Annotated in this window: 16 protein-coding genes and 1 pseudogene; 5 read left to right on the top strand and 12 right to left on the bottom strand. The window is 55.0% G+C overall.

Annotated elements, in window-relative coordinates; genetic code table 11:
- Position 1: 1 nt before the first annotated feature.
- The 5 genes and pseudogenes from FDZ78_RS05715 (at position 2) to pelA (ending at position 5535) form a co-directional block, all read left to right on the top strand.
- Positions 2–997 carry an NAD-dependent epimerase/dehydratase family protein gene (locus tag FDZ78_RS05715; RefSeq protein WP_136408198.1) on the top strand — a complete coding sequence of 332 codons (996 nt, stop codon included), beginning with the start codon at positions 2–4 and terminating at the stop codon, positions 995–997.
- The gene (locus FDZ78_RS05710; RefSeq protein WP_240740355.1) at positions 970–1347 is read left to right on the top strand and encodes a cupin domain-containing protein; all 378 of its coding nucleotides are present in this window, start codon (positions 970–972) and stop codon (positions 1345–1347) included. The genes FDZ78_RS05715 and FDZ78_RS05710 overlap by 28 nt, the downstream gene beginning before the upstream one ends.
- Entirely contained in the window at positions 1337–2089 is a 753-nt protein-coding gene (locus tag FDZ78_RS05705; protein ID WP_123397904.1) for a WecB/TagA/CpsF family glycosyltransferase, read from the top strand. Before FDZ78_RS05710 ends, FDZ78_RS05705 begins: the two co-directional genes overlap by 11 nt.
- A gap of 65 nt (positions 2090–2154) precedes the next feature.
- Positions 2155–3045 (top strand): annotated as a pseudogene (locus FDZ78_RS14950) (pectinesterase family protein); the annotation flags it as partial.
- Between the two features lie 363 nt (positions 3046–3408).
- Positions 3409–5535 carry a pectate lyase gene (gene pelA / locus FDZ78_RS14820; RefSeq protein WP_240740417.1) on the top strand — a complete coding sequence of 709 codons (2127 nt, stop codon included), beginning with the start codon at positions 3409–3411 and terminating at the stop codon, positions 5533–5535.
- A 161-nt stretch (positions 5536–5696) separates the two neighbouring features.
- Here the strand turns inward: pelA and tpx are convergent, their stop codons facing one another.
- The 12 genes from tpx to rpsA all read right to left on the bottom strand — a co-directional run bounded on the left by tpx (position 5697) and on the right by rpsA (position 19389).
- Complete coding sequence (gene tpx / locus FDZ78_RS05695) at positions 5697–6206, bottom strand: thiol peroxidase (RefSeq protein ID WP_107032177.1); 510 nt, start codon at positions 6204–6206, stop codon at positions 5697–5699.
- A gap of 61 nt (positions 6207–6267) precedes the next feature.
- Positions 6268–7404, bottom strand: a complete 1137-nt coding sequence (locus tag FDZ78_RS05690) for a hypothetical protein (protein ID WP_137426187.1) — start codon at positions 7402–7404, stop codon at positions 6268–6270.
- Positions 7405–7851: 447 nt separating this feature from the next.
- Positions 7852–8814 carry a diacylglycerol kinase family protein gene (locus FDZ78_RS05685; RefSeq protein WP_107032179.1) on the bottom strand — a complete coding sequence of 321 codons (963 nt, stop codon included), beginning with the start codon at positions 8812–8814 and terminating at the stop codon, positions 7852–7854.
- A complete protein-coding gene (locus tag FDZ78_RS05680) occupies positions 8814–9134 on the bottom strand; it encodes a T9SS type A sorting domain-containing protein (protein ID WP_107032180.1) in 321 nt (106 codons plus the stop codon). Before FDZ78_RS05680 ends, FDZ78_RS05685 begins: the two co-directional genes overlap by 1 nt.
- Positions 9135–9289: 155 nt before the next feature.
- On the bottom strand, positions 9290–10327 hold the full coding sequence (locus FDZ78_RS05675) for a linear amide C-N hydrolase (protein ID WP_161553567.1): 1038 nt from the start codon (positions 10325–10327) through the stop codon (positions 9290–9292).
- A gap of 251 nt (positions 10328–10578) precedes the next feature.
- Positions 10579–11718: a gliding motility protein GldN gene (gene gldN / locus FDZ78_RS05670; RefSeq protein ID WP_123397908.1), complete on the bottom strand. Its 1140-nt coding sequence runs from the start codon at positions 11716–11718 to the stop codon at positions 10579–10581.
- Between the two features lie 24 nt (positions 11719–11742).
- Positions 11743–13308, bottom strand: coding sequence for a gliding motility protein GldM (gldM, locus tag FDZ78_RS05665; RefSeq protein ID WP_123397909.1), 1566 nt, complete (start codon positions 13306–13308; stop codon positions 11743–11745).
- 82 nt (positions 13309–13390) lie between these two features.
- Positions 13391–14263: a gliding motility protein GldL gene (gldL, locus tag FDZ78_RS05660; RefSeq protein WP_240740354.1), complete on the bottom strand. Its 873-nt coding sequence runs from the start codon at positions 14261–14263 to the stop codon at positions 13391–13393.
- Positions 14264–14300: 37 nt separating this feature from the next.
- Positions 14301–15740 carry an SUMF1/EgtB/PvdO family nonheme iron enzyme gene (locus tag FDZ78_RS05655; RefSeq protein ID WP_123397910.1) on the bottom strand — a complete coding sequence of 480 codons (1440 nt, stop codon included), beginning with the start codon at positions 15738–15740 and terminating at the stop codon, positions 14301–14303.
- 3 nt (positions 15741–15743) lie between these two features.
- Entirely contained in the window at positions 15744–16772 is a 1029-nt protein-coding gene (locus tag FDZ78_RS05650) for a PorP/SprF family type IX secretion system membrane protein (protein ID WP_123397911.1), read from the bottom strand.
- Positions 16769–17509, bottom strand: coding sequence for a porin family protein (locus FDZ78_RS05645; RefSeq protein ID WP_136408195.1), 741 nt, complete (start codon positions 17507–17509; stop codon positions 16769–16771). Before FDZ78_RS05645 ends, FDZ78_RS05650 begins: the two co-directional genes overlap by 4 nt.
- A gap of 83 nt (positions 17510–17592) precedes the next feature.
- The gene (gene rpsA / locus FDZ78_RS05640; RefSeq protein WP_107032186.1) at positions 17593–19389 is read right to left on the bottom strand and encodes a 30S ribosomal protein S1; all 1797 of its coding nucleotides are present in this window, start codon (positions 19387–19389) and stop codon (positions 17593–17595) included.
- Positions 19390–19415: the final 26 nt, after the last annotated feature.

Raw genomic sequence — 19415 nt, 5'->3', positions numbered from 1 at the left:
TATGAGTAAGATACTTGTTACCGGAGGCTGCGGTATGATAGGCAGCAATCTCGTGAAGCGACTCGTTGCCGAAGGTCACGATGTGACAGTCATTGACAATCTCTGGAGAGGGAAACTTGAATATCTTGACGGGCCCGACGGTAAGCCGGTGATTGACACGTCCTCACGTTTCCACTGCATAGACCTCTCGAAAGAAAGCCCGGAGGTCGACTCGATTGTCAGCGCCAATGAATACGTGATCCATCTGGCCGACATTGTGGCCGGCATTGACTACGTGTTCGGCAATCAGGGCGACCTTTTCCGTCAGAACAATCTGATCAACACCAATCTTTTTCACTCTGTGCGCAAGGCCGGAAAGGACCGGATAAAGGGCCTCATCTACGTCGGCACGGCATGCAGCTATCCGCTGACGCGCCAGAACTCGCTTGACGTAGTGCCTCTGCGCGAAGACGAACTCTTCCCGGCCCTTCCGGAATCGGCCTATGGCTGGAGCAAACTCGTAGGGCAGCTTGAGATAGGTTATATAGAAAAAGAAACCGGAATTCCGTGCTGCACACTGCAGTTTCACAATGTCTACGGCTCGCCCTGCGATTTCGGAGCGCGCAGCCAGGTGATTCCGGCTCTCATACGCAAGGCCATCAACTATCCGGAGGAGGAGTTCAACGTCTGGGGCAGCGGCAAGCAGGGCCGCGCGTTCATACATGTCGACGATGTGGTCAGCGCCTTGATGCTCGCGCTTGAAAAAGGCTGGGGCCACGGCTGGATTCAGGTAGGTCCCTCGGTGTGCACCTCTATAGCCGAGATTGCCGAGACTGTGATCAGAATCAGCGGTAAAGAGATCACACCGTTTTACGACACCTCAAAGCCGGAGGGCGACAAGGCCCGCAGCGCCGACTATTCGAAAGCCCGCGAGATACTCGGCTGGGAACCGAAAGTCAGCCTTGAGGACGGACTGCGCCAGCAGTATGAATGGATCAGACAGCGCCTCGGCAAGTGATGGACGGCGCAAAGACTGTTTACCGCCGTCTGTCTGAGATCGAGGCTGCTCCGACGGCCCATGCGGTCGGACTGAAGAAAGTGCTCCTCTCGGCCGGAGAGACCCGGAGCGCGGTCACCCAGATAGCCGTCACCACCTTCCGGACCGGAGAGAAAGCCGGAAGCCACCGTCATCCGACTATGGACGAGCACTATCTCTTCATAGAGGGAGAAGGGCTGATGACCGTCGATGGCCAAAGCTATGAATGCCGTCCGGGCGATTATCTCCTTGTGGGCGCCGGATCGCTTCACGAACTGCAGGCGCTGACTGAAATGAAATTTATGACTATAGGGATTGCTTATGACAAGTGAGAAAAAATATTTCAACGTAAGGATCGAGTTTGACCGCGATGCCCTTGACCGGAAGATCTTCAAGGCCATAGAGACCGGCGAGACCGGCTACAGCTGCTCGGTCGAGGCTAACAATCTGACCGTGGCCAACCGCAATCCGGAATTCCTTGAAGTGCTCAACGGCGCGCTCGTCAACAACTGTGACGGAAGTGTGCTGGCCAAGATACTTGCATGGATTCACAAGGAGCCGATCGACAGCTACATCGGGGCCGACATCTTTATCAAATATATAAAGATGAAGCGTTTCCGCCAGTTCTTCCTCGGCAATACCCGCGAGGTGCTTGACGGGCTCAGGAAGAATCTCTCGGAGATTGACCCTGCCATTGCCGGTATGCGCTTCGAAACCCTCCCGTTTCGCAGCGTCGATGATTTTGACTATGAAGGGATCGCCGCCATGATCAATGCCGACAATCCTGACATCATATGGGTGAGCCTCGGAGCTCCCAAGCAGGAGATGTTCATGGCCCGTCTGAAACCCTATCTCAAAAGAGGCGTGATGTTCGGCTATGGTGCCATTTTCAACTTCAATGCCGGAGTGGGAGAGGTGCGCCGCGCTCCGAAACTGATGCTCCGGATGAGGCTGGAGTGGCTCTACAGGGCATTTGAACAGCCTAAAAAGAACATTCCCAGATACTGGGGATTCATCCGCATCCTTCCCAGACTCATAAGGGAAGAGCGCCGTAAGGTCAGAAGCCTGAGATAGGGTTCGGATCTGATTTGTCTTCACATTTGGAATTAAACACCTCTAAATCTAAGAATTACTTATTTATGAGATTATTTCCTTTAGTGGCGGCTTTGGCTCTTGCTTTCAGTGCCGATGCCGCCGGGAAGAAACTTTATGACTTCGTGGTTCCGCGCGACGGTTCTTTCCGCGAGGCTATTGAAGCCGCCAATAACCGCGCTGACACCACAGCGCGGTTCCGCATATTCCTGATGGACGGTGACTATGTGATCCCGACAGCAGGAAAGACCACCGGCGGTGACGGCAAGGAATATGGCGATCCGCGTTCATGGCTCAAAACCCCTAATGTCTCCATTATCGGCGAGAGCCGTGAAGGGACAGTGCTTGTCAACACCACTCCTCCTGCCACGTGGGACAACGGATTCGGTCCCTCTTGCCCGCTTGAGGGAATCGGCAAGGGCGATGTGCTGATCATCGAATATCCCGCCCATGACACCTATCTTCAGGATCTGACCATGAAAAGCGGCATGGCCGACCACACAGGCCGCAACATCGTGCTCCATGACCGCTCAGACAAGACCATAGCCCGTAATATCTGCATCTGGGGCTATCAGGATACCTACGTCTCCAATAACAGAGACGGCCGCTTCTACTTTGACGGTGGAGTCATCCGCGGCCGCACTGACTATATCTGCGGCAAAGGCGATGTCTATTATGACGGAGTGACTTTCCAGCAGTGCGGCCAGGGAGGCTATCTGGCCGTGCCCTCTGTGCCGCGCAAGTATGGCTATGTGATGGACAGCTGCTACATAAAGAGCGAGACACCTGATGTCACATATTATCTCGGACGTCCCTGGGGCAAAGGCACCCCGACCGCTATCTGGATCAACACCACGGTCGATGTCTCGCCCATCACCAAAGACAAGCGCGGCTATAACGGCTGGGCCGACATGAGCGGCGGCTGGCCGGCACGTTTCGCCGAATACAATACCTGCCTCACCTCCGGCAAAGCCCTCGATCTTTCCGGACGCCGCTCTCTCTATGTGGACCGCGAGGGAAAGGATCACTCAAACAGCCCGGTGCTGACAGAAGCCGAAGCACGCTCATATACCAAAACCGCAGTGCTCGACGGCTGGAATCCTGATGCCGCTATAGCTGCCGCACCACTGCCAAAGAATGTGCATGTTAAAAACAATCAGCTCAGATGGACCGGTAGTGACGAAGCTCTGCTCTATGCCGTGTGTCGTCATGGCAAAGTAGTGGCCTTTACAACCGATACGGTCTACAATATCGGTTCTGACTCTTCGGCTGACTGCTGGTCAGTGAGGGCCGCGAACTTCATGGGCGGTCTCGGAGAGGCTGTCGCCGCCACTGACGGTGGTGCAAAAGAGGTCGGTAAGGGATCGCGCTATTCCAAACGCATGTTGCGCATCTCTGACCCTGACTTTCTCCGTTCAGACGAGGCCCGGCGCATCGGTGATCAGGTGCTGCTCTGGCAGCGTGTGACCGGCGGATGGCCCAAGAACATCGACATGGTCACTCCGATGACTCAGGAGGAAAAAGCCGCCGTGCTTGCCAACAAGGAGCGCCGCTACGATTCGACCACCGACAATGACGCGACCACAACCCAAATGATCTATCTCGCCCGTCTCTATCAGGCCACTGGCGATGTGAGATACCGCGCCGGCTTCCGCGCCGGAGTGGATTATCTTCTTTCCGGACAGTATAAAAACGGGGGTTGGCCTCAGTTCTGGCCCGTGCAGCGTGACTATCAGCCTCATATCACCTACAATGATGATGCGATGGTCAACACTATGGTGCTGCTGCGCGATATCAGTCTCGGCCTTGAACCTTTCGGCGGCGATCTTTGCGATCGGACGAGAAAAAACAAAATGAAGAAGGCCTTTGATAAGGGAGTGGAATGTATTCTCGCAACCCAAATCGTCACTGACGGAGTGGCGACAGTGTGGTGTCAGCAACACGACCGCGAGACTCTTAAGCCTGCGCCTGCCCGCGCATATGAACTGCCGTCATACTGCTCTCAGGAGAGCGCATGGATTGTCAGGATGCTCATGGAAATCCCTGATCCTGACAAAAAGGTTAAAGCAGCAGTGCATGCCGCTATGGCCTGGTTTGACAAGTATAAACTGACAGGCCTGCGCTACCGCAGGGTTATGGAGAACGGCAAGTGGAATGCTGTGCTCACCTCGGATTCGCTTGCCGGGCCTATATGGGCGCGTTACTACGATCTTGACCACTGTGTGCCTTTTGTCTGTGACCGTGACGGGATTCCCCGCCGCAGTCTTGAGGACATAGGCAGCGAGCGCCGCAACGGCTATGCCTGGTTCGGCAACCGTCCGGCCGAACTCTACGATCTCTATGACAAGTGGGCCGACCGCTATGATCCGCAGAACAAGGTCAGCATAAGCTTCCGGACCAAGGGTGCCAACGAGAACGGAACTTTCACCCTCGGAGTGCAGCCTAAAGTCAGGGAGTCGCATTTCGATGCGATAGTCAGCCGTGGCGAGAGCATTCAGGCAGCCATTGACAAAGCGCCTGAAAACGGCTCGGAGCCTTACAGGATTCTTGTGCGCAAGGGCCTCTACAATCAGAAGGTGATCATTGACCGCCCGAACATAGTTCTTGTAGGCGAACAGCGTGACAGCTGCATCATAGTCGGTGCCGAAGGCCAGGGTTCAGTGATGGTCAGTGAATTCCGTGGCGAGAAAGCTCCGCGCGGCATCATCAGTCTTACTGAAAAGGCCGATGACTGCCTGATAAGCGGCCTCACGGTCATCAATAATTACGGCACGACGGTCTCCAACACAACCTCTCACCAGTTTGCCGTATTCGGCAAAGCCACACGCACCATAATCATAAACAGCAACATTATTTCCGACGGCAATGACGCGCTTTCGCTCTGGGGCAAGGGAGAAGACGGCCGAGGTGGTCTCTATTACCACTCAGATCTCTATCTGCGCTGTCCCGGAGTGGATTTCATCTGTCCGCGTGGCACCTGCTATGCCACCCGCTGCCGTTTTATCGGCGACACACGCGCCATTCTCTGGCATGACGGACGCGGAGATATAAACAACAAATTCGTTGTGACCAACTCCGAATTCGACGCCCTGAAGCCAACGCCTCTCGGTCGCTATCACCACGATTCGCAGTTCCTGATCCTCAATTGCCGTATGTCGCGCAACATCATTGACTCAGATATCGATCATGCCTACAAGCGGCAGCCGGAACTTGCCGAGGGCAAGAATCTCGATCTCTGCCCCTGGGGACACCGTGTCTACTACTACGGCTGTGTGCGCGAAGGCGGTCACAGCGGCTGGTTGGCCGACAATATCTCGTCTGCCGAAGGTTCTCCGGAGTTTCATGCTGTCACTGCCCGGTGGACTTTTGATGGAAAGTGGGATCCTGAAAAGCGCATCCGCGACCTCTGGCAGGTGGTGGCCTATTGATGCGGTCTCCTGACCACCCGGTAATATCTACAGAAAAAAACAATCACTCTCTGTATGCGCGGATCAACTGCTGCAGGGAGTGATTGCTTTTTTGGGGGTGATGTCTGTTGAACAGTCACCCGGTGATATCTTTTGACTCTTTAGAGCCGGTCCGGTGCTTTCTATGCCTTTGCGGAAAGCACTTTCAGAGCTGCTTCATAGTCAGGTTCATGAGTGATTTCCTCCACCAGGTCGCGGAAGATCACGCGGCGGTTTTCATCGAGGATGAGGACGGCGCGGGTGAGCAGTCCGGCCAATGGGCCGTCAACGAGCTGCACACCGTATTTCTGTCCGAAAAGAGGCGAGCGGAAAGCAGAGCCGAACATCACGTTCTTGATATTCTCGATGGTGCAGAAGCGGCCCATTGCGAAAGGCAGGTCCATAGAGACGCAGATGACCACCACATCGTCAAGTCTGGCTGCTTCTTCGTTGAAGCGGCGCACACTCATGGCGCACACTTCGGTGTCAAGGCTTGGAAAGATGTTGAGCACAACGCGCTTTCCGGCAAAATCAGTGCAGATCATCTGTGAAAGATCCGGACCTGAGAGGTGGAAGCAGGGTGCGGTTTCGCCTACTGACGGAACGGTGCCGCAGGTATGGCAGGGTTGTCCTTTGAAAAATACGGTTTCCATATCTTTATATTGTTTTTTTAGTTTTGCGTTTGTTTATTGTAGGCGGAAAGCCGTGACTCTGTCAGTCGGCAAGGGCCATCGTCTGTAAAACAACATTCCGCAGCTCTCGGTTGAGTCCGAGGTTGACATTTTTGACAGTGCCGTTGCTGTCGGTCATGATTATCACCGGCAGAGAGGTGACGCCGCAGTCGCGGGTCAGCGATTTGCCGTTCATCAGCAGATGTTCTCCGGGGCGGATGGAGGGTATCACGGCTTCGATGGCATCAATGTTTGTCGAGTTGAAGACCCAGATGATGTCTAAGGCCTTCGGGAGTGAGTCGGCGGCTCCGCGGACAGCCTCTACTATCTCGGAGTTGAAGCCTGAGTTCGGGTCGAGGAGGACTATTACTGTGGGTGCCGCGAATTTCTCGCCCCGGTGGTGGGTGTAGCGCTCGCCTGTAGTGGTGGGGAGTGTGAAAGTGGGCATCGGAGCACCTGCGAGATTCTCGATGTGGAAGTTGTTTTCGCGATATTTTTCGAAGATCTCAGGGTAGCGGGCTGTCATGGAGCTGTCTGACAGTTCCGGGCAGTGCATCTCAGCCGGATAATTGTAGCTGACGAGTATGGTCTGCTCGGTGATCTGTCCGGGGTTGCTTTCGGTGTCGATGCGCAGCGGGAGCATGGTCTCTGCATCGAATATGAAGTCTTTTTCGCTTGCCACAACATCACTGACGGTAAGAGTGGTGGATACCTTTATGGCCTTGCGTCCGTTGAAGACTGCCGGAGCGGCTACCGAGATGCTGTAGCGCGGGTCTGCTTCCATGTTCCGGAGTTCGCGGGCTATGAAGGCCGGGTAGAGATCGGCGAACTGGGCGCTTCCCTGCACTCCGGCCGAGCGTGCTGACGGCATGAAGGGAATCGAGTCCCACTCCATGTGGTATTCCTGCAGGCGTTCGTTGTGATAGCGGTAGTGATGGCCGTTGAAGTAGGCGGAGAAGCCGTTGACTGTGCCTGTAGGGGTCTCAAGGCTCCAGTCAGTCAGATAGTCGCACGGAGCAAGCGGGTCAGCCGGAGCCGGCGCAGAGGCGAGACTGATGGTGTAGACCACATCGTTTTCGCTCTGGGGAAGTGTGACGCTGAAGCGTGCCTGTGACTCGTAGCAACCTGTTGATTCAAGTTTTGAGACAATATCAGCTATCCCCTGGGCGGATATGCCCAAGGGATATGACGCTGTTAACACCATTAACAATCTTGCGATCCCTTTCATAAAAAACAATAGTTGACGTTCATTATAAAAACGTCGCGCCGGGCAGTAGTGTTCACCCGGCGCTATGATAAAATGTGTTAGAGGTTGTTTAAAAACAATAGTTAAAATCTGAGCGAAAGTTTTGAGGTGGATATGGCTCTGAATCGAAGGAGCATAGCGAGCTATGTGACTGAGATGAAGAGTCATAGGCGCCCAAAACTTTCGCAGGCGAGGGTATTGTCTTTTTTCTTTCAGTAATTTCATGTTTGAGTATTTTTAAGTTACCTGAGCCTTGGTGTCTCTTTTGCTAAATTGTTGAAATTCGTCAGTCACATAGCTCGCTATGCTCCTTCCTCATTTGCAACAATTTATCTAAAAGATACACCACTCAGATTTTAACTATTGTTTTTAAACAACCTCTTATTTCTGAAACAAATTGTTGACAGCGATCCTGAAATCGTTGAACATGGCTGAGACCGGTGTGAGAATCGGTCTGAAAGGATGTACGACTGTAGGAGTGAAAACCTTCAGTCCGTTGTGGTGGCAGCGGATCGAGAGTCTGCGGTCCATTTCCATTGGTTCGCCATCGACGTGCGAGGCTCCTTTGCGCTCGCGTTCGATGATTATGTTGTCGGTGCGGAAGGTGTGGATGAGCATATTGCGCTCTATGAATCCGGTGAGCATGTCTACTCCGACAAGGGCGGTTGACAGGGTATTGCCTGCGTGGATGATGGTGACATCAAGCAGACCGTCGTTGATCGAGGCGCTTGGAGCGATGTAGGCGTTGTTGCCATACTGGGAAGCGTTGCAGACAGCCACGAGAAAGGCTTTTTCAGTCAGAGTCTTTCCGTTGGCCATGATGGTGTAGTGTTCAGGCTCATAGCTGGCATATGTCTGGAAGGTGCTCTGTATGTAGGTCAGTTTGCCGCGTGTTTTCTTTTTTGCGAAAGCCGCGCTCACTGCCGCATCGAAGCCGACTCCGCAGGTGCAGAAAAATTTGCAGTCGTTGACGGTTGCGTAATCTATCTCCATCGCATGGTTTTCGATGATGACTTTCAGCCCTTCCTTAAGGTCGACAGGTATGCCGAGATGTCTGGCCAGGCCGTTGCCCGATCCGCAGGGCAATATGCCGAGAATAACCCCCGTGCCACACAGAGCCGCGGCAGTTTCGTTGATGGTTCCGTCGCCACCGGCGGCGATGACCGTGTCACAACCTTTTTCAATGGCTGAGAGGGCGAGGCGTGTGGCATCGCCGTGGCCTTTGGTATATGCTACCTCTACCTCCCAGCCCAGCTGGCTGAGAACATCAAGGACCATGCGGTCAAGTCCGGCTTTGTTTCTGGTTCCGGAAATTGGGTTGATAATTAGTCGGGCTTTGGGCATCAGATAGTTACACGTCGGGTGGAGCTTCCGATTTTAATAATGTAGATTCCTTTTGCGCTCATGGGGAGTCTGTGGATTCCGGCCGGGAGTGTGGTCTGCGAGATAAGCTGACCGAGAATGGTGAACACTTTGACGGTGACGGGGCGCGGTGCGGCGATGTAGATGAAGTTGTCGCGGACGGCCATCTCCGCCTGGGCCTCAGGGTCGGAGCGCATTTCAGTAAACATGCGGTCAGGCGCATCGACCGTCTCCCAGCGCGCGGCGGCTTCGGAGAGGAGCGATGTCAGTCCAAGAATCAGTATGACAAGCAGTTTTCGCATGTTTTCCGGTTGAAATTATCCTATATGGATTACAAAAGTAATAAAAAAAATCCACCACACAAAAAATTCCCCTCATCCGGAGCTTATGCGAATGAGGGGTTAATAACAGTAAGTGTGTGTTTTTTATAGTTGATAGAGTAGTGTCTCTGTGTTGATCAATACATCGGGGTGAAGGGTTTGGACTTGAACATCTTGTGAGTTACATCGCCGATGTAGTCCTTGCTCTTTGAGACGTCAAGCTTCATTACCGGGGCTCCGGGACGGAGGTCGCATTTCTTGAGGTCGATGTAGAAGAGGCCGGGATTGGTGACCACGTCGAAGTAGTAGAGGCGGTCACGGATGTTGGAGAAACTGCGCCACTGGGTGGAGCTGATGTTGCCATCTCCCTGGATGGTATAGGTGTAAGGCACCGATACGTTGAACAGTATGGAGCGTGTGATGGCTACTCCGAGATCTGCGTCACCGGTCTTTTCTACATTCCGGTCAAAGAAGTCGGCGCGGACGTAGCGGTCGGGGCTCGAAACGGTGCCCGGCAGAGTGTGTGAGCCGCCTTTTTTGACCCAATAGTCATTGATGGCGTTCATTTCAGGATAATTCGGGTCGTTGGTCAGCACGCGCATGTCCTGGCCCTGATAGATCTTGATTGTGCCGTGGTCAAACTCCACCACTGCCGATTTGCCGGAGGGGTCTGTGATGCCCCAGTGGAGTGTCGAGGAGGTGCCTTCGTCAAATGTGGCTCCGGAGATGTTGAAGTTCTGGCGCGCGAGCATCGCCACGGCTTCGTCTGTGGTCCCGCAGAGATCGAGAATCCAGGCGGGGAACATGGCAAGCGACATCGGCGGGCGGTTTCGGGTCGAGTCGTTGACATAGACGGTGCCTTTGCAGAACAGACCGTTGACCACAAGTCCTTTTTCATTCATGCCTTCGGTGATGCCGCCTTCATAGCTTACGGCGTAGACAGAGCCGTATTTCGAAGTCCATTCCACAGATCCGGGCAGAGAGTTGCCGGCTTTTTTTATGCCGCGCGGATAGACATATATGTTTGTGGGGATAGGTGTTTTCCAGTCAAGTGAACGGCCTACGATGCGCAGACTGTCGGAGCCGACGTAGAGCACTCGTGAGCAGCCTTCGGCATGCTGTGCGCCAAGCAGGGTGGTCAGCGCCAGTGCCATAGCGAATAATTTAGCCTTCATAACAGTTGAAATTGGTGGGTGCATGTTGGAGATATACACGAATAACAACCGTTGCGGCAGGATTGTTTACAGAAAGACTCCCGCCTGGCGCTCCGGACCTTTGAATTGGCAAGCTGTGAGAAAGGTCTTTGTGGGGGAGACGCCCGGCGGGAGTAAAATGACTGGAGGGGGGAAATGCTTTGGGTGGACCCGTGGCGCTGGAATCCAGGGTTCTTTTGGAGACAAGGATTGCCTTGGGCTTCGGGTGGGTATCAGCGTTTGCGGTTACGGACCGATCTGACCGCTGATGACGATGATGAGGCTTTCGGGGCTTTGGCTTTTTTGACTTTAGCCGGTTTGCTTTTCTTGCTTGCCTCGGAAGATCCGCGTTTCGAACGGCTCGATCGGACGCTTGATTTTTTTTTCGGAGCTTCGCTTGCTGCTGCATCAGTTGCTGCGGAGTTTTGGCCGGCTGCTGCGAGTTCGGCTTTCTCGGCGGCTTCTCGGCGTGCTGCGAGTTCTTCAAGCGAAGGCACCCAGAGTTTGTCTTCGAATGTTTCGAGTCGACGCTGTATGCTGTCCTGCGCATGAGCCAGAGCGTCTGGGTCGGGGTAGAGCTGCATGAGCGACTTGTTTTTCAGATTCCGGGTCTTGTAGATCTCGCCTTTGTAGAGGCCGAGCTGGAAGTAGTCGTCATAGGTGCAGGTGGCAAGATTGTTGTCATCGTTAGTGAAGATGTTCTGGGTGGAGAGATAGGGGCGGAGATCAGCGTAGCGCACCCAGAACATGGGGTAGCGGATGGCTTCGGCTCCGAAATCGCCGTCGCGGTGAAGCACGGGGCAGAGAGCTTCGATGCGTGTGCGCATGCGGTTTGAGCGCTTGTCAAACTCCCAGCGCTCAATGATGTAGTAACTCAGGACTTCCGAGGCGGGCACGTCGGCGTCTTCGATAGTGAAGCGCGGATTCTTTTCGGTTGAACCCTTGGCCTGGGTGTGGAGTATGTGGAAGCGGTCAAGAACATCTGCCATCTTGACCTTGTAGTTGTCAGAGAAGACTTCGCGGCCGTCAAGGTATTCATAGCCGGTGAGGTTGCCTGAGGCCATGTGGCGCATGATGATGCGGAAGAGGTTTTCCTGATCTTCAACCGGCTCGTCGGGATAGTAGAGGGCGGCGTTTTCATCTTTTTTAAGGTCGAGCTGACGGTACATGACGCGCATCCACTGCATCTCGGAGTCGGAGGTGGCCCGGTCTTCGTAGTGGGCCTGCATCCGCTGGGTCACACCGGTGGCCGATTTGGCTGAATTGCGGTCATCGGCACCACGCCTGCGCACTACACTGCTGCTGCTTGACTGCTGAGCGAAAGCGGCGGCGGAGATCAACATTACTATGGCGGTGAGAAGATATTTCTTCATGGATTGTATATGCAAGAGGGGTGATTAGTTTACTATGACTTCGACGGGATTGAGTGTGCGCTCGATGCCGTCAGGACCTTTGGCGCGAATGCGGGAGATGTAGAAGCGCTTTCCGCGTGAAAGACGGCGGAACTGGTCTTTCTGGCGCTGTGAGAACGAGGCTCCCTGCGAGACTTCTGGGATGGCGTTGCCCATCTGGTCGAAGAACACGGTTTCGAAGCCGAGAACGGTGAAGCCGATGTTAAGCATGTCATCGTCAATGGCGGCTTCGATGCCTGGAGCGGAGGTCAGGAGTGTCTTTGAGAAGCCAGATCCGCCTTTGTAGCGCTCCTTGGTGCCGTTTGGCGCGGTGTAGGAGATGAATGCTGTCGGATCAGGGAGTTTGCGCACACGGAATGAAGTCGATGAGACCGTCTGCTGCCGGCCGTCGATTGTGGCGGTGACTGTCACGGTGGAGTTTTCGCCGATCTTCGAGGGGCGGGCCACCCAGGCGTCGCCCTTGCGGGTGAGGGTGCCGTTGGTCATTGCGGCGCTTACGGCATTCATGGGCACTCCGGGCACTGAGATGCTGACCGGATTGTCGATTCCGGCATAGAGCACGTTCATCATGGTTGCCGAGACGGTTGCCGTGGGTTCCATGACGGTGTAGCTTGAAGAGAATGGATGACGGGTGGAGGTGCCGTCGCCGTGGCTGACTTCAAGGTAGCCGCTGTAGTCGAAGGTGCCGGTGGAGGAGGTCACGAATTCGTAGAGGCCGTGTTCATCGGTGAGTTTTTTGCCTCCGATGAAGATTTCGGGGCGCGCTGTGGTGTCGACAGCGGCGAGGACTATATTGGCTGAGTATTTGCCTCCGCGCATTACCATGCGTGACTGCGGGATGACGAATGCGTTGATCTCGTTGACTCGGACATCGCCTGCGTCGACAGCCGCGAGGAGGTTGGCGAGGGCTTCGCCTTCGGCATATCTCACGTCATTCTGGAGTTTTGTCAGAAGAGTGATGGCGGCTACCACCGGCTGGTTCTCGAATTTGGCTTCTTCCCACTTCTGCGGGCTGACGGTGCCCGGACGGCGGAAGGGATCGGTGGACAGGGCTTCGTTGATGCTTGCCCGTTTGACCGAGTCGCTGACGAGCGATGTCACATGGCTGCGGTAGGCGTCAATTGCCTCGCGCAGGCGGCGGCCTCCGTTTGCCGAGGGGCTGAGCATGACCACTGCGGCGGCTTCAAGATCGTCGCGACGGTTTATTTCCTGTAGGTTTCCGTCAGCGCCGTCGGCCTCGCGGACAATTGCGAGCTTGAGGGAGTCGATCGTGGCGTAGAGGCAGGCCGAGTGCCGGCGTATCTGTGAGGCCTTTTCGAGCCAGGGTGTTCCTTTTTCGGGATTCTGGGCTGTGAACGATTCGAGCGAGGAGTAGACGGCGTCGTTGCGTCGGCCCACGGTGGAGTTGGTGCGAGCGAGGCCGTCCTCGACCTGCACGAAGCCGTCAAGGACATCGCTGGAGACGTTGAGGGCGAGCATGGCTGTGAGGACGATATACATGAGGTTTATCATCTTCTGCCTTGGTGAGAGCCTGACTACTGATTCTGCCATTTATGGTGTTTGATGGGGGTTGGACTGTGGTGGAGTGTGGTGGAACGGCTGGGCGGATGGTGTGACGTGCGGGTGACGTGGATCAGACGGTGCCTGATGACTGTGCGCCGGGGATGTCATTCATCATCGGGCGATACATGTTGACGGTCATGGCGTGGAGCATCTTTTCATAGACCGAGTTGAGCTGCTGCATGTTGCGGGCCATTTTTTCGGTTTCCTCGCAGTAGCGGGCGCTCTGAGCGGCGCTTTTTTCGTACATGTCACGGATGTCCTTGATGCCGCGGTTGACGCGGTCAATTGATTCGAGCTGGGTGGAGACGCTTTTCAGCTGTATCTCGTAGATGGTGTTCAGTCCGCCGAGATTGCGGTTCAGATCGGCCATGCGCTCGATGTATCCGCGTGAGTTTTCGGTCACGGAGGCTGAGTTTTCGGTGATTGCGCGGTAGCTGTCAAGCAGGACGGCTGACACGGAGTTGAGGGCTTCGGTTGTGGAACGCAGGAGCTCCATCTGCTCGGAAATGGCGTTCATCTGAGCGAGATAGTTCTGTGTGGCTGCCGTGAGTTCCGAGAGGTCGGCGCTTTCGGCCACCGGAGCTGCTACGGGAGCGGGACGGGAGGTCTCGGTAGCGGCGATCTCTTCTGTGGCGGCCTGGCGTTCGGCGGCGGGAGCGCGCAGCGGAAGTTCGCGGCTTTCGCCGCCGTCGAGTTCGGGGAACACGTCTTCCCAGTGATATTCTTTCGGCGGGCGGTCAAAGGCTGTCAGGATGAACATGATGACTTCCGTGCCCATGCCGATGCACAGGAGGGTGTTGCCGCCGGGGAGGTGCAGGATCTTGAAGAGCGCACCCCAGATCACGATGGCGGCGCCTATGCTGTAAGCGAAGTTGAAAAGGCGCTGTCCGCCTTCCCACCGCATGATGGTTTCTATCTTTGTCTGTAACTTTTCTTTTGTCACGGCTGATGGATGTTTTAAGGTTGAGGGTTGAGCTTTTTTATTTCTTGGCTTTTGTGCCTTTGGCAAAGCCTATCTGGGTGCGGACGCAGCGGAAGCCTATGTAGGATCGCTGTTCGTTCTGGTATTCCCACATGCGCAGGTCGGAGCGGACGTTGTGGGCCACATCTTTCCATGAACCGCCGCGTACAATCTTGCGCTTCATTTTGTAGGGGTCCTCAAGAGCTGCATTATAGCGGTATTCGGGGTTGAGGTCGCTTGTGAGCTTGTCGATGCTCTCGGTGTAGGCCGTCGAGGTCCATTCGCTGACGTTGCCGGCCATGTCATAGAGGCCGAAGTCATTAGGCGAGTAGGTGCCTACGCGCGAGGTGATCAGGTGTCCGTCCTGCACGAAGTTGCCTTCCTGAGGCTTGAAGTTGGCGTAGAAGCAACCCTGGTCTTCTGTCATGGGCAGGTCGCCGTCCCAGGGATACATGTTTTCGCTCTTTCCTGCGCGGGCGGCATATTCCCATTCAGCTTCAGTCGGTAGGCGGTAGGGCTCGATGTAGACGCCTTCGCGTCCGAGCGAGCGGCGGAGGAAGTCTGTGCGCCAGTTGGCGAAGGCTGTGGCCTGTTCCCAGCTGACACCTACCACGGGATATTCGTTGTAGCCGCCGTGGGAGAAGTAGAGGCGGACGTAGGGTTCGTTGTAGGCGTTGTCGAAGTCGTTGATCCAGGCTGTTGTATCGGGGTACACATTTACTATATATGTGTTGACAAAGTCAAAGTCGCCGGTCAGTCCGCGTGAGATGGTCTGACGGATGATCTCGCCTTCGTCGCTGATCCAGGCAGTGTCTTTCGAGATGAGAGGAGTGGCTGTGGGGACGGGGCGGTCGGTGTTATATTCGCGGCGCGCGGGGTTGAGACGGTGTTTGCGGCGGGCGGCTTCGGTGTGGTTGTAGACCTCATAGCGGTAGTTGAGCTGTTCGGGGTCGAGTTCGCGTGCACCGGTGATCGGGTTGGTTCGGTAGAGGCTTTCGATGGCCCGCTGCTCGTCTTCGTTGGCGTTGCGCCAGGGGATCGGTTTTGACCAGTTGAGATGTGGGGTGACGGGGTTGCCTTCGCGGTCTTCCTCGATCTTGAATTCTTCATTGCCGCCGAAGGCCGGATCAGCAAGGCGCTCGCGGATTATGGAGTCGCGCACCCAGAAGACAAACTGTTTGTATTTCGAGTTTGTGATCTCGGTCTCGTCCATCCAGAAGGCGTCGACAGACACTCCTCGCGAGTTGGCGCGGATGTTCCACAGGGAGTCGTCTTTGGCGGGGCCCATCTTGACTGATCCACGGGAGACGAGGACCATGCCGTAGGGTATGGGTTCGGCCCATGACGATCCGCCTACGCCGGTGACTTCACCGCCGGTGGCGCTACGGCTTCCGGTGGCACACGATGCGGCGCCCGAAAGCAGTGTGATGACTATGATGAGGTGGATTATTTTTTTCATAGGTTACATTATGCGGATGCTCTTGTGTTTGTTGCGGTTTTTCTCGGAGAAATCGAGTTTAAGGTTGTAGCCTGCCACTATCTCGTGGCTTCCGGAGGAGGCTCTGGAGATATCGGAGGTGTGATAGTCATAGCTGTAGCCGATGAAGATGCCTTTGATTTCGGCTCCAAGCATTACGGAGACGGCATCTTTGTGACGGTAACCGATGCCTGCGGTGAAGAGTTTGTTGTAACGCAGGCGTCCGGTGACTTCGAAGTCTGTGATGCTGAAGTCGCTTCGGACTAAAAGCGATGGTATCACTTCAAATAACGTGTTTTTCACCGGAATATTGCTGCCGGCCATGAAATAAGCTGTACGCTTTGCGGTGAATTGATATTTTTTAGCAAGTCCGTCGCCTGAAGGGGCCGATGTGGAGCCTGATGCCGACTGGCCGTCGGAGGTGAAGGTGACGGTTGGGTTGTTGGCGTGGAGGAGCGATACTCCGACCCAGAAGCGGCGGTGGGTGTAGAAGAGGCCCACGCCAAGGTCGAGGGCGTTGCCTGCCACGTCGCGGTTGGGGATGGCGTCGTCGTCTGGCTGGTGGTAGTCGTCGTCAGAGGGTATGTAGACTTCCGATCCTCTGAACTGTTCGTTGAGGAAGCCTATCTGGAGTGATCCTGTCAGCTCGCCTTTGAGGATCTTTACCTTGTAGCCTATCTGGGCGTTGACGGTGAGGTTTCTGAAAAGGCCCATTGATTCCTGCTGGGCCACGAGTCCGGCTCCGAAGCGCTTGTCAAAGAGTTTGAATGGCATGTCGGCGGCCAGGACGAAGGTTTTGGGAGCATTGTCGATGCCGACCCACTGGAGACGGCCGCCGCCGCGCAGGCGCAGGTTGTCGGTGTCGCCGGCGGCTCCCGGATTATAATAGGTGGGGAGTGCCCAGTATTGCGTGAGCATGGCATCGCCTTGTGCTCTTGCGGCCGGGATGCCGGCGGCGAGGGCGAGGATTATGGCAAAGGTGATTTTTGAAAGTATGCGGAGCGGCTGTGTCATTCGAAGTAGAAGGTTAGGACGACCATGCGTGAGACGGCCTTTTTGAGCGATTGTGTGATTTTGAACTTCTCAGGCTCTTCGGCTATGTCGGTGCGTTTGTGGTCAAGGACGTCTGACAGGCCGAAACAGAATTTGATTTCCGGATTGAGCTTGAAGTAGGGCAGATAGAAGTCACAGCCGAAGCCGCAGGTAAGATAGAAGTCGGCGCTGTTGGTGCGCAGATAGTCGCCGGATTTGCGCACGAGGTTGACTGTGGGCATTACGCCTGCCGTTACATAGGGGCGTGAGTTGCGGTAGCGCTGTCCGGCAAATTTAAGGTCGAAGGGAAATACGAGGAAGGCTGACTTGATGTTCTGGCGCAGCTGTGTGCCGCTGTTGTATTCGCGCATGGTGACGTCGCGGTTGCCGAAATACATTCCGGGCGTGAAGCGGAGGCTGAAGTAGGTTCCGAGCCTGAAGTCTATCAGGCCGTTGACGCAGAAACCGGGCTGGAAACCGGGCTGGTCTACAAACCACGATTCGCCGTTTTCGGTGACGAATCCGTTGTGGGTGAATGTCAGGTCCTGAGTGTGGAGGCCTACTGAGAAGCCCAGATGCCATCTTCGCAGGTCGGCATAGGGGCGGTTCATCAGCTTGTCGTTGAGGTTCTGGGCTGATGCTGTGGCCTGCCATCCGGCTATTGAGGCAAGCAGGATGACGAGCAGACGCAGGGATATGAAAAAGCGATGATTCATCATTTGTTATAACGAATCATCGCTCTTAAATATTGTGTCGGCAGGCTTAAGCGCCGGAGGCGTTCAGCCGCATGGACTGAGGCTTATTACTTGCCTGCGAATTTCTGCTTGAGTTCAGCGAGAGCTTCGAGGTCGCCGAGGGTGGTCTTTTCAAGCGGAGTGGTCAGCGCGGGAGCTGCTTCTTCGCGACGGCCAGCGCCACGACGTGCGGCAGCGGGCTTCTTGGGAGCTTCAGCGCGTTCGCCCTTCTGCTCATCTTCGAAGATGCGGCTGTGAGAAAGGATGATGCGCTTGCTGTCCTTGTTGAATTCGATCACCTTGAAGTTGAGCTTTTCGTCAACCTGGGCCTTCGAGCCGTCTTCCTTGACGAGGTGCTTGGGAGTAGCGAAGCCTTCAACGCCGTAGGGGAGGGCGATGACAGCGCCTTTTTCAACCATTTCGATGATGGTTCCTTCGTGGATAGAACCAACGGTGAATACGGTTTCAAATACATCCCAGGGGTTTTCTTCGAGCTGCTTGTGGCCGAGAGAAAGACGACGGTTGTCTTTGTCGATTTCGAGAACCTGCACTTCGATGTCGGCACCGATCTGAGTGAATTCGCTGGGGTGCTTGACTTTCTTGGTCCAGGAGAGGTCGCTGATGTGGATGAGACCGTCAACGCCTTCTTCGATTTCAACGAATACGCCGAAGTTAGTGAAGTTGCGCACTTTTGCAGTGTGTTTGCTTCCGACGGGGTATTTGGTTTCGATGTTTTCCCAGGGATCGTTCTTGAGCTGCTTGAGGCCGAGTGACATCTTGCGGTCTTCGCGGTCGAGGGTGAGGATGACAGCTTCAACTTCGTCACCAACCTTGAGGAAGTCCTGAGCTGAGCGGAGGTGCTGGCTCCAAGACATTTCGCTTACGTGGATGAGGCCTTCTACGCCGGGTGCGATTTCAACGAATGCACCGTAGTCAGCCATGACAACTACGCGGCCCTTGACTTTGTCGCCAACCTTGAGGTTTGCGTCGAGGGCGTCCCAGGGATGGGGCTGGAGCTGCTTGAGACCGAGGGCGATACGCTTCTTCTCATCGTCGAAGTCGAGAATAACGACATTGAGCTTCTGGTCGAGCTGAACCACTTCTTCGGGGTGGCTTACGCGGCCCCAGGAGAGGTCAGTGATGTGGATGAGGCCGTCTACGCCGCCAAGGTCGATGAACACACCGTAAGAAGTGATGTTCTTGACAGAACCTTCGAGCACCTGACCCTTTTCGAGCTTGGCGATGATTTCGCGCTTCTGCTGTTCGAGTTCGGCTTCGATGAGTGCCTTGTGGCTGACAACGACGTTCTTGAATTCTTGGTTGATCTTCACGACCTTGAACTCCATAGTTTTGCCTACGAAGATGTCGTAGTCGCGGATGGGTTTCACGTCGATCTGTGATCCGGGGAGGAAGGCCTCGATGCCGAATACGTCGACGATCATGCCGCCTTTGGTACGGCATTTGATGTAGCCCTTGATGACTTCGTCTTTCTCCAGAGCCTCGTTGATGCGGTCCCATGAGCGGGCTGCGCGGGCTTTGCGGTGAGAAAGGATGAGCTGGCCTTTTTTGTCTTCCTGGTTTTCGATGAAGACTTCAACGGTGTCGCCCACCTTGATGTCGGGGTTGTAGCGGAATTCGCTCATGGGGATGATGCCATCGCTCTTGTAGCCGATGTTAACCACTGCTTCGCGCTTGTTGAGCGAGATGATGGTACCTTCGATTACGTCCTTGTCACGCACGGTGTTGAGCGATTCATCATAGGTTTTGGTGAGTTCTTCACGGGTCTTGTCACCCTTGGTCTCACCGTTGGCATAGGCTTCCCAATCGAAATCTTCGATAGGGGAGTTTTTTAATTCGTTAGACATTAAACTAATTGGGTTAATAAATATGG

Origin of the sequence: Duncaniella sp. B8, from assembly GCF_005304985.1 — a bacterium.
In the GTDB taxonomy this organism is placed as follows: Bacteria; Bacteroidota; Bacteroidia; order Bacteroidales; family Muribaculaceae; genus Duncaniella; species Duncaniella muris.
The sequence above is the reverse complement of the archived record's forward strand: the minus strand, read 5'-3'. Positions and strand labels throughout refer to the sequence as shown.